The sequence below is a fragment of the Moryella indoligenes genome (assembly GCF_030812885.1).
In the GTDB taxonomy this organism is placed as follows: domain Bacteria; phylum Bacillota; class Clostridia; order Lachnospirales; family Lachnospiraceae; genus Moryella; species Moryella indoligenes.
The window spans coordinates 1-10,751 of the sequence record NZ_JAUSTO010000011.1; the positions used below are offsets into that span (position 1 = coordinate 1).

General features: G+C 53.9%; 11 protein-coding genes and 1 tRNA gene. 10 read left to right on the forward strand and 2 right to left on the reverse strand.

Going from position 1 to position 10,751, the window contains the following annotated elements; genetic code table 11:
- Nucleotides 1–153: 153 nt before the first annotated feature.
- The 3 genes from J2S20_RS08595 (at nt 154) to J2S20_RS08605 (ending at nt 1,136) form a co-directional block, all read left to right on the forward strand.
- Nucleotides 154–226: transfer RNA gene (locus J2S20_RS08595), tRNA-Gly, on the forward strand.
- 241 nt (nt 227–467) lie between these two features.
- A complete protein-coding gene (locus tag J2S20_RS08600; RefSeq protein WP_307255025.1) occupies nt 468–986 on the forward strand; it encodes a hypothetical protein in 519 nt (172 codons plus the stop codon).
- Nucleotides 987–992: 6 nt separating this feature from the next.
- Nucleotides 993–1,136, forward strand: coding sequence for a hypothetical protein (locus J2S20_RS08605; protein ID WP_170254054.1), 144 nt, complete (start codon nt 993–995; stop codon nt 1,134–1,136).
- 188 nt (nt 1,137–1,324) lie between these two features.
- Here the strand turns inward: J2S20_RS08605 and J2S20_RS08610 are convergent, their stop codons facing one another.
- Nucleotides 1,325–2,353, reverse strand: coding sequence for a S66 family peptidase (locus tag J2S20_RS08610; RefSeq protein WP_307255028.1), 1,029 nt, complete (start codon nt 2,351–2,353; stop codon nt 1,325–1,327).
- A 105-nt stretch (nt 2,354–2,458) separates the two neighbouring features.
- Here J2S20_RS08610 and J2S20_RS08615 point away from each other — a divergent pair, with 105 nt between their 5' ends.
- Entirely contained in the window at nt 2,459–3,754 is a 1,296-nt protein-coding gene (locus tag J2S20_RS08615; protein ID WP_307255029.1) for a 2-hydroxycarboxylate transporter family protein, read from the forward strand.
- 21 nt (nt 3,755–3,775) lie between these two features.
- The gene (locus J2S20_RS08620) at nt 3,776–4,657 is read left to right on the forward strand and encodes an SPL family radical SAM protein (protein ID WP_307255030.1); all 882 of its coding nucleotides are present in this window, start codon (nt 3,776–3,778) and stop codon (nt 4,655–4,657) included.
- A 74-nt stretch (nt 4,658–4,731) separates the two neighbouring features.
- Here J2S20_RS08620 and ymfI read toward each other — a convergent pair whose 3' ends face one another.
- Nucleotides 4,732–5,463 carry an elongation factor P 5-aminopentanone reductase gene (gene ymfI / locus J2S20_RS08625; RefSeq protein ID WP_307255031.1) on the reverse strand — a complete coding sequence of 244 codons (732 nt, stop codon included), beginning with the start codon at nt 5,461–5,463 and terminating at the stop codon, nt 4,732–4,734.
- 270 nt (nt 5,464–5,733) lie between these two features.
- Here ymfI and J2S20_RS08630 point away from each other — a divergent pair, with 270 nt between their 5' ends.
- The 5 genes from J2S20_RS08630 to J2S20_RS08650 all read left to right on the forward strand — a co-directional run bounded on the left by J2S20_RS08630 (nt 5,734) and on the right by J2S20_RS08650 (nt 10,713).
- Complete coding sequence (locus tag J2S20_RS08630) at nt 5,734–6,654, forward strand: NAD(P)/FAD-dependent oxidoreductase (protein WP_307255032.1); 921 nt, start codon at nt 5,734–5,736, stop codon at nt 6,652–6,654.
- A 281-nt stretch (nt 6,655–6,935) separates the two neighbouring features.
- Nucleotides 6,936–7,619 carry a ribonuclease domain-containing protein gene (locus J2S20_RS08635; protein WP_307255033.1) on the forward strand — a complete coding sequence of 228 codons (684 nt, stop codon included), beginning with the start codon at nt 6,936–6,938 and terminating at the stop codon, nt 7,617–7,619.
- 31 nt (nt 7,620–7,650) lie between these two features.
- Nucleotides 7,651–9,363, forward strand: coding sequence for a single-stranded-DNA-specific exonuclease RecJ (gene recJ / locus J2S20_RS08640; RefSeq protein ID WP_307255034.1), 1,713 nt, complete (start codon nt 7,651–7,653; stop codon nt 9,361–9,363).
- A 91-nt stretch (nt 9,364–9,454) separates the two neighbouring features.
- A complete protein-coding gene (locus J2S20_RS08645; protein ID WP_307255035.1) occupies nt 9,455–9,979 on the forward strand; it encodes an adenine phosphoribosyltransferase in 525 nt (174 codons plus the stop codon).
- 209 nt (nt 9,980–10,188) lie between these two features.
- A complete protein-coding gene (locus tag J2S20_RS08650) occupies nt 10,189–10,713 on the forward strand; it encodes a cob(I)yrinic acid a,c-diamide adenosyltransferase (RefSeq protein ID WP_106612778.1) in 525 nt (174 codons plus the stop codon).
- The last annotated feature ends 38 nt before the right edge of the window (nt 10,714–10,751 follow it).

Sequence of the window (10,751 nt, forward strand, 5' to 3'; positions counted from 1 at the left end):
TCAGCTGACTGTCACTAATCGGTCGAGGGTTTAACCAAAAGGTCGAGTAGGTAGAGGTAGGAAACGGAAGATGTAAGGTAGCCTGCAATAGCAGGGATTAGATTTCGGATGAATTGAGATAAATGTTCTGTGTGTGGTTTTCAGGGTGTGAATGCGATAGTGGCGTAGTTGGTAACGCGCGACCTTGCCAAGGTCGAGACCGCGGGTTCGAGCCCCGTCTATCGCTCTCATGTAAAACCTCGGAGATACGTTGTTTCTTCAGTAAACAAGCGGTCTCCGGGGTTTTTAGTTTCCGAAAAACGGAACGCGGAAACCGGAAAAAGGTACACGGAAACGGTACATTTGTCACACGTGTGACTTTGGTGTCTGTGTGATCTTTTCAAAGTGTCCGTTGATAACATCGGTCTGCTTTCTCTTTTCAATTCCGATCACATCCCGGTAATGATTATTCTGTTGATAGAAAACTTGTGAACAGTAAAGAATATCATGATAAGTTTGAAAATTTAACAAGTCACAAGTCAACAAATGAATCTGTATATCAGGAAGCAATGAAGATGTTGGAACACAGAGATGGAACAGATTTAGAAGATATTGTGATTTTGGATGCAAGAACAGGAAATGTAATTGTTAAAAATACATTGTCTGTTAGGTCAGGTCAAACTGGTTTGACACATGAACAATATGAAATCTATCAACAAGCAAGTGGAAAGAAAGTTTTACTTCACAACCATCCAAATGGTGGAAGGTTATCATTTACAGATTTGAAGACACCATTTGTGAATGATGAAATTGAAGCATCAATTGCTGTTGGTCATAATGGAATAGTTCATATTGTGTCAAATTCTAACAGAAAAATTGATACTGAAAAATTATATGAATCACTATATAATGAGTATAAGGAAATCTATGCTAATTCTGAATTGTCAAGAATTTATGCATTAGATGATTTATATGATTTGAAAATATTTGATTATGAAAGTAGGTGATGTTTTATGGCTGAAAAACTTTATATACAAACTGATGATAGGGTGAAGATTGGTGATAAGCCAATGAAACACACTGATTCAAAAGGACAGGAATTGCATGACAGACATGTAAAAAACAGAAAAGAGTTATTGAAACAATATAAAAAATAAAAGCATCCTGAAAAGGGTGCTTTTTTCATGCGGTGAAACATCAGACCTATTGGAAAATCTATGAAGAAGAAAATGTGCAGAGGTGACACAGAAGTAGCTCAATGATGGCGATTATTGCTTTTACTAATGAGCTATGACACCATAGGAAGACTACATATGCATACTTATATATATCTTCCTTAACATACCTATCGCTTTTTAAATTGTATCCGGATATCATTCCCTACGCAGTCAAGCATTCCGTATGCGCCGATGATGAGGGGCATGGAGGGCGGGAGGTGTCCGAGATCCGCGTCCATGATGATCGGCAGCTTATATGTGCCGAGGATATTGGTGACAGCGTTGTACTGGTTCAGTCCCATCAGCTCCTCTCCAAAGTGAAGCGGACGTCCGATGAGAAAGCCGCGCGCGTTTCGGAACCAGCCGCAGTGCGCAAGCTTCCAGAGCGCGCGCTGGATATCAAAGGGGTTCAGGTCACAGGCCTCCAGAAACCAGAGTATGCCGTCGGCACTATAGCGCTCTGTGAAGGCCGGAACCCGGTCATATTCAGTGCCCGCCAGCACGGAGAGTACGTCCAGACAGCCGCCGAGAAGCCGTCCCTCCATGTGAATGCGAGAGGCATTTTCCGGGAGCTTTTTTAATATTGTCTCTTTTGTGGTATGATAGGGGGCATAAGGGTGTTCCTCGTCCTTTCCGCCCTCCAGCTGCCAGTGTCCATAGCTCTCTATGCAGTCCGTGAGGCCGGAGAGCAGCGCCAGAGAGTCATGTACGACGGGGTGCCAGGGCTCCATGCCGAAGACAGGGGCGCAGGGACCATAGATTGCAGCGGTGTCACAGAGTGTCGGCAGCAGAAAGCTGAGATTTGTGTTATCGGAGAAGCCCATGAACCATTTGGGCACTTTCTCCCGAAGGGCGTCAAAATTGACATAATCCAGTATGGTGCACATCAGCTCACCGCCGCCGCAGGAGATAATGGCGTCGAGATCGGGGCGGGAGAAGAAATCATTGACCTCTTCGCCGCAGGCGTCCGCTGTGTTGCTGATGCCGACGCCCTCGGAGAGGAGCGCATTCGGACCGGTGACCGTGCGATAGCCGCGCGAGCGGAGCACATCGAGTCCGCGAAGAAAAGCGGAGTGATAGGGCTCAATGGCACAGCCAAAGGACGGAGCGATGAAGCCGAGGCATCCGTGTTCAGGGAGTGAATGGGGGTAGCGCATAGCAGGGCCTCCTGACATTTTGTGAGAAGCGAGTGCGGCAGAAGCGGTGCCGCTCGGTAATAAGCTGTGTTATATTGTAGCACATAGCGGGGGTGGGGGTTTAGCTTGGAAAAGAAAAAAACAGAATCAGGACAAATTGAGATTGCGGGACTGCCATTGAAGCTGTATCTTCCGATCCTGGTGCTCACTCTGCTTGGAATGTATACAGACGCTGTTCCGGGTGGTATGGTGGGAGGCGTTCTGGTCCTGATGGTGCTTGGCGAGGGGCTCAACACGCTGGGAAGAACAGTGCCGGGAATTCGTACCTATCTGGGCGGTTCTGTGATCTGCATTCTGGGAGGAGCAGTTATCGCATCCGCAGGACTGGTGCCCGCCGGAACCTCTTTGCTGCTGGATGAGTTTGTGAATGAAGGGGGCTTTCTGGTCTTCTATATCGCTGCGCTGATCACAGGAAGCCTTTTCAACATTGACCGCGATCTGCTCTTAAGGGCGACGCTGAAGCTGCTGCCGACAGCCGTGCTCTCGATTGCGGCGGGCACACTGGTGGTCGGATTGTTTGGTCTTTTGATGGGGCAGAGCTTTCTGGAGGCAGTGCTCTACATCGGAATTCCAATGACAAGCGGAGGTATGACGGCAGGGGCAGTGCCGCTCTCGTCAATGTACGCAGAGGCGCTTCACAAAGATGCCGGAGAGATACTCACAAGAATCGCGCCGGCAACGGTGCTTGGGAATATTGTGTCCATCATTTATGCTGCGCTTGCAAACCGTCTGGGAAAATGCAGACCGGAGCTGAGCGGTGATGGCAGATTGGTGAATGACGGGATTCCCGTGCCGGAGCGTCCGCCGATGCAGCCGGGCTTTGCAAATCTCTGCACAGGGCTGGTGCTGGCGCTCGCCTTCTACCAGCTGGGGGCGATCTGCAATCACTTTGTGCCGCTGCTTCCGACCTATGCCTGGATGATCGCGCTGGTGGTGCTGGTGAAGGGGAGCAGATTGCTCTCAGAGGAGATGGAGGACGCTGCGCGGGAGTGGGGGCAGTTCGCAATTCACAGCTGGACTGCGGCTGCGCTCACGGGGATCGGTATGACCTTGATTGATCTCGCTACCATACTGAGGGGACTCACACCGCTCTATCTGATGGCTGTGATCTGCAGTGTGACAGCAATTACCTTTACTGCGGCGTGGATCGGGCGGCGCTTTATGGGCTTTTATCCGCTGGAATCTGCGATTGCGGCGGGGATGTGCACGACCAATATGGGGGGATCGGGAAATGTTGCCGTGCTTAGCAGTGCAGAGCGGATGGAGCTTCTGCCCTTTGCACAGATTGTGACGCGCTCCTGCGGGGCGTTGATGCTGACGCTCGGAGGCATGCTGGTACAGTTGATAAGCGGAAGCCCTTAGGGAGCTGCCGGGGAGAGGCATATGCGTGAGAAGAGAGCGAAGACCATACTGTCGACGCAGAATGGGATGAATATTTACCGGGGCGGTACACAGGGGATACTCTCCTGCGATACGAGAAGCCTCGGAGACAGGCGCGGTGCAGCCGCGGGAGAGACAGAGGTCAAGATAAATGCGCCGGAGCTTCTGGAGCTTGCGCTGCGGAGAAAGCGCCGTAAGTGCATGATTGTGACGGGAGCTATGGGAGATCCCTATCAGAGCTGTGAGCGGGATTATAAACTGATGAGGGACTGCCTTTCGATGATTGACCGCTATGGCTTTGGGATTGTGATACAGACGAAGTCAGAGCTGATTCTGCGTGATCTTGATTTTCTTCAGAGCATCAACCGCAAGACGCGCTGCATTGTGCAGATGCCGCTGACGGCTGCGGACGATGCGCTCTCAAAGAAGCTTGAGCCGGGGGCCTGCACAAGCAGGGAGCGGGGAGAAGTGCTGAAGGAGCTGAACCGGGCGGGAATACAGACAGTTGCCTGGATTGCACCGGTGCTTCCGCTGGTAAATGATAGCCGGGAAAATTTGGAGTCTCTGCTGGAGCTCTGTGTGGAGGCCCGGGTATATGGAGTGCTCACCTATGGCTTTGGCATGACGATACGCCCCGGCGACCGGGAGTATTTTTATGAGCAGCTGGAGGCCCTCGTGCCGGGGCTTGCGGCACGTTACCGGGAACGCTATGGAGAGAGCTGCGATTTTACTTCAGACAGGGCCGGGGAGCTGGAGCAGTGCCTGCACGGTATCTGTACAGATTATCATATTGAGGACAGCCCGGAGCGGCTCTTCACCTGGCTCCACGCCTTTTTGGATCGCAGTGCCGGCGAGCAGCTGAGCCTGTTCGATGTTTTTTCATGAGACAGCTCTCCTGACAGGAGCTGCTTCTGTCAGAGGAGCTGCTTCTGTAACACTAGGCGGAACATGTCGGCGGCTCACAGTTGCCAGCCACCGGAGAGGGTGATGATCTGTCCCGTGAGGTAGGAGGAGCTCTCCGCAAGAGTGAGGGCGAGCTCGGCGACCTCCTCCGGGGTGCCAAAGCGCCCTGCCGGAATTTCCTCCTCCAGCGCCGCGCGGTCTTCGGAGGAGAGCCACTGATTCATCTCTGTGTCGATTACGCCGGGAGCGATGGCGTTGACCTGAATATTGGAGGGGGCGAGCTCCTTGGCGAGAGCCTTTGTGAAGCTGTTTACGCCTCCCTTTGCCGCGGAGTAGGAGACTTCGCAGGAGGCGCCGGCATGCCCCCAGACTGAGGAGAGATTGATTATTTTTCCCTGTCCGGCAGAGAGCATCATGGGAATTGCGAGGCGCGAGAGATAGAAGACGGAGCTTAAGTCGCTCTGTATCATTCTGTCCCACTCCTCGACGCTCATATCCTGGAGCAGGCCGAGATGAGAGATGCCGGCGTTGCAGACCAGTACGTCGAGCCGGGCAAAGCTTTGAGTAATTTCATGAAAGAGTGCTGCACAGTTCTCCGCCCGTCCGAGATCTCCGGTATAGCAGAGGCAGCGCGCGCCGTGTGCGGCGGCGTCTCTGGCAGTCTGCTCCAGCTGTGCGCTGTTTTTTTCACAGCTGAGAGCGAGATCATAGCCCTTCTCTGCGAATTTTAATGCAATGGCGCGACCGATTCCGCGGGAAGCGCCGGTGATGCAGGCGGTTTTTTTCATGTGCTGCTCCTGTTCTGCGTTCGTACGGGCAGTTGCTCCGCCCGTGAGAAAGACAAGTGATTTTCGCTGTGCGGCTACTCCCGAACCGATGAGAGGAGTCCGCAGTAGTTATTCTACCACAGCAGGGAAAATACAGCCACGGGCAGTGTGACTCGGTCATGGTTTGTGTTATATTGTGCTGGTAAACTGAATACAGATCAAGGGAAGACGCATCCCGGATCTCCGGGAAGCTCAGAAAGGAGGAGGACAGTTCGCTCTGTCCGATAAATAATGGATAAAATTCTTGATATGGTTGTGATAGGCTCAGGACCGGCAGGTCTCACTGCCGGAATCTACGGGGTGCGGGCAAAGCTGGATCTCGTTGTGATCGAGAAGGAAATGATGAGTGGCGGGCAGATCCTGAATACTTATGACGTGGATAATTTCCCCGGCTTTCTGGGAATCGGAGGCTTTGAGCTCGGACAGAAGTTTCGGGAGCATGCGGACGGTCTCGGTGTGAATTTTGTGACGGACAATGTCCGGGAGATCCGGGTGGATGCGGACGGAATCAAGACTGTGGTCTGTGCGGAGGGAAGCTATCGCGCGAGAACAGTTGTGATCGCAAGCGGTGCGCACCACAGTCTTCTGGGAGCGCCGGGCGAGAAGGAATTCACCGGTATGGGAGTCTCCTACTGTGCAACCTGTGACGGAGCGCTCTACCGCAACCGTGTGACTGCGGTCGTGGGCGGCGGCGATGTGGCGCTCGGCGACGCGCTGGTGCTGTCCCGGCTCTGCGAGAAGGTCTATCTGATACACCGAAGGGATGCCTTCCGCGGTGCAAGGAGTCTTCAGGAGAAGGTGCTCGCGACGGAGAATATCATTCCAGTGATGGACAGCGTGGTGACCGAGGTTCTCGGAACAGACAGAGTGGACCGGATTCAGGTCAAAAATGTGAAGAGCGGAGAGCTTCAGGAGCTTCCGGTGAGTGCTCTCTTTGTCGCGGTCGGTATTGTGCCGGAGTCAGATGCCTTCGCATTGGTCGAGCGGGATGCGCGCGGCTATATCCGGGCGGGCGAGGACTGCTGTACCAGCATTCCGGGCATTTATGCCGCGGGTGATGTGCGCGGCAAGCAGCTGCGCCAGGTGATCACTGCGGCAGCGGACGGCGCGAACGCAGTGGAGAGCGCAGTGCGATATCTGAACGAAAACTGAGAAAATATAAATTATGTAAACTAAAATCAGTTCCACTATATCTTGTGGAGCTGATTTTTTTCGTTATGTAAACTATTTTGATCATTTTGGGAGAAAAAAGGCGAGATATAGTATCAGTACAGCGGGGACATACAAAATCTATTGAGATTTGTTAAAAATGCTGTATAATTAAATAGACATTATATTGATTACAGCTCCAGAAGCGCTGATCCCACACAAGTCTGCTTATATGGAGACAGGAATTCAGTGGGAAGCCTTGACACAGAAATTCGGGGGTTAGAATGTACAGACGCAGGAGAGAGAAGCGGAGAAAGCTGATTCAGAGCTTTACCTTGTGGCATCCCATGATTTTACTGTTCCTGATGTTTGTACTGGGCGCGTGCACACACAGCAAGGCAGAGCCAGTGCCGATGCCGACATCAGCCGCGATTGTAAGCGAAGCGGCGGAGAGTTCCTCTGTGCCGCAGGCTCCCAAAGCCGCTGCGCAGGACAGCCCTTCCATTCAGGAAGGTGTTGCAGAGCTGCCGCAGGAAAGCTTACAGGAGCTTCCCGAGGCGGAGGCGGCACAGGAGGCCTATCAGCAGGCGCTTGCAGAGAAAGAGACAACTGCTGCCAGGCTCACGGTCAATGAGGCGGGCAATTATACCTCGCGGGACGAGGTGGCGCTGTATCTGCACATCTATGACAAGCTGCCCTCCAATTACATCACAAAAAAGAAGGCGGAATCGCTGGGCTGGGACTCAAAGAAGGGAAATCTGGAGGAGATACTTCCGGGTATGAGTATAGGCGGAAGCACCTTCGGAAATTATGAGGGGCTGCTTCCCGCAAAGAGCGGGCGGAAGTACTATGAATGTGATATTGACTACGCGGGCGGCTACCGCAATGCGAAGCGGATTATTTACTCAAATGACGGACTGATTTTTTATACGGAGGATCATTACAAGAGCTTTGAGCAGCTGTACTGAGTGCCCGGGCTCACAGGGGAGACTGGAGTTGATGAAGAACACACAGTGGATGATCTATACGAAACGAGCCGACTTCAATGCACTGGCGGCTCGTTTTTCTGTCTCGCCAATACTTGCGAGAATTATGATAAACAGAGGAGTTCTTCCGGAGGAATTCGGTGACTATCTCGGGGGAAGCCTTGCAGAGCTTCCGGATGCGCGGCTGCTGCGGGATATTGACCGGGCTGCGGACATACTGCTTGAAAAGCGGGATGGGGGCAGGAGGGTCCGCATCATCGGGGACTATGATATTGACGGCGTCTGTTCGACCTACATTCTGTATACAGGACTGCGCGCGCTCGGCATGCGTGTGGACTACGATATCCCTGACCGCATCCGGGATGGTTACGGTCTGAATATAAAGCTGATCGAGCGGGCAGCAGAGGAGCAGGTCGACACGATACTGACCTGTGACAATGGCATCGCTGCGGTGGAGGAGATTGAGAGAGCGAAGGCCTGCGGTCTCACGGTGATTGTCACAGATCACCATGAGCCGGGGCATTATGCGGACGGCAGTGAGAAGCTGCCGCCTGCGGACGCGGTGGTGGATCCAAAGCGGGAGGGGAGCCGCTATCCCTTTCATGCGATCTGCGGAGCTGTGGTTGCGTGGAAGCTCATCGGTCTGCTCTTTGTGCGCTGTGGAACAGAGCTGCGGGAGTGGGAAGCTCTGCTTCCCTTTGCGGCTATCGCGACGGTCGGAGATGTGATGCCGCTGAAAAAGGAGAACCGCGTCATTGTGCGGGAGGGACTGCGCGCGGTGCCAGGCTGCGGGAATCCGGGTCTTCGGGCGCTGCTGGAGCTCTGCGGTCTGGATCAGCGTCGTCTCACAGCCTATCACATCGGCTATGTGATAGGCCCCTGTCTGAATGCGGGCGGAAGGCTGGAGAGCGCGAAGGTCGGTCTGCGGATGCTGCTTGAGAAGGACCCTTCAGAGGCGCATCGTCTTGCGGAGCACTTGAAGGAACTGAATGATGAGCGGAAGCAGGTGACGATGGACGGCCTTAGGGAGGCGGAGGCGCAGCTGGATGGCGGGAAAGAAGGAGTGCTGGTGGTCTACCTTCCGGACTGCCATGAGTCTGTCGCAGGGATTATCGCGGGGAAGCTTAAGGAGCGCTGCTACCGCCCGAGCATCGTGCTGACGAACTGCTCGGATCCGGAGCTCGTGAAGGGTTCCGGGCGTTCCATCGAGGGCTACCACATGTTTCAGGCTCTGGAGGCAGTGTCGGACTTGCTTGTGAAGTTCGGCGGGCATCCCATGGCGGCAGGACTCACGCTTCGCCGGGAGGATATCGGAGCGCTGCGGCAGAGACTGAATCAGAATGCAGCGCTCACGGAGGAGCAGCTCACGGAAAAGCTCTGGATAGACCTTGCGCTTCCGTTTTCCCACACGAGCGAGGCACTGGTGGAGGAGCTCGCGCGGCTGGAGCCTTTCGGGCAGGGGAATGAAAAGCCGGTCTTTGCACAGAAGAATGTGCGCATTCTGAGTTTGCGCGTCTTCGGAAAGAACCGGAATGTGATAAAGCTCCGGCTCTGCGGAGAGGAGGGGACGCAGCGGGATGCGCTGCTCTTTGCGGATGGAGACACATTTTTGCAGGAAAAGGGCGAGAGGGAGTGCTTTGATATCCTGTATTATCCGGAAATTGACAGCTATATGGGCAGAAATACGCTTCAGCTTGTGCTGAAGGGATGGAAATTCCGGAACTGAGCTGTTATATTGAGAGCCGGGGAGTTTTTCTATAGAAGGGCGTGCAGGGCACTCCCGGTGAGAGAAAGCTGAAAATGAGGAGGAGATTTTTATGAAGACAGTTGCGGATTATGTTCGCACGATCCCGGACTTTCCGGAGAGGGGAGTGATGTTTCGGGATATTACGACAATATTGCAGGATGCGGACGGTCTGCAGCTCGCGGTGGCCGGTCTGCGTGAGGAGCTGAAGGGGCTTGATTATGATGTGGTGGTCGGCCCGGAGTCGCGCGGATTCATATTTGGCGTTCCGGTGGCATATGCGGAGCACAAGGCCTTTGTGCCGATACGGAAGAAGGGCAAGCTTCCGGCGGAAACGATTTCCGAGGAGTATGCGCTGGAGTACGGCACAGCGACCATTGAAATCCACAGGGATGCCATACGCCCGGGCCAGAAGGTCGTGATTATAGACGACCTCATTGCGACAGGTGGAACGACAGAGGCGATGATACGATTGGTGGAGCGTCTCGGCGGAGAAGTGGTGAAGATACTCTTTGTGCTGGAGCTGAAGGGACTTGAGGGCAGAAAGAGGCTTCAGGGCTATCAGATTTCCTCTCTGGTGAGCTACGAGGGAAAGTGAGCGCTGCACGCCGGTCAGAGCCGGAACGATGCGGCCTGTAAACAGCCGGAGGCAGCGCAGACGGAAAAAAGAACAGCGGAGAGAGGGCGCAGCGGGCGTCTCAGGGATATACTGCGAACAGAGCTGAGAGCTCGCGGAACCGGAGAGCCTGTCGCGCTTTTTTGTTATAGGGGAGATTCAGAGAAATTGTCAGGAGAAAGAGGAACAGAATGAAGGGACTGATTCACTGCTATACAGGGGATGGAAAGGGAAAGACCAGTGCTGCGCTGGGACTCACGCTCCGCGCTGCGGGGAGTGGAAAGCGCGTGCTGTTCGCTCAATTCCTGAAGGATGGAAGCTCCTCAGAGCTCAGGGAGCTCTCACATCTTAAGATGGTTTCCTGTCTCTCCATGAAGGAGCACTTCGGTTTCTACTGGACGCTCACAGAGGAGGAGAAGCGCGCGGAGCAGGTGGCCGTGCGGAACTACTTCTCACTGCTCACGGAGAGGGCTGAAACGGAGCGCTTCGATATGCTGGTATTGGATGAATTTATGGCGGCCTATCGTCTGGAACTGTTGGACAGAGCGGAGGCGCTGCGCTGGATTCAGCATAAGCCTGAGACGCTGGAGCTCGTTCTGACCGGACGGGATGCCCCGGAAGAAATCCGCGCGCTGAGCGACTATGTGACCGAGTGCAGAAAAGAGAAGCATCCCTTTGACCGCGGGATTGCTGCGCGTCAGGGAATCGAGTACTGACGGTATGGGAGAGACGGAGAGTATGTCCCGGGTGCCGA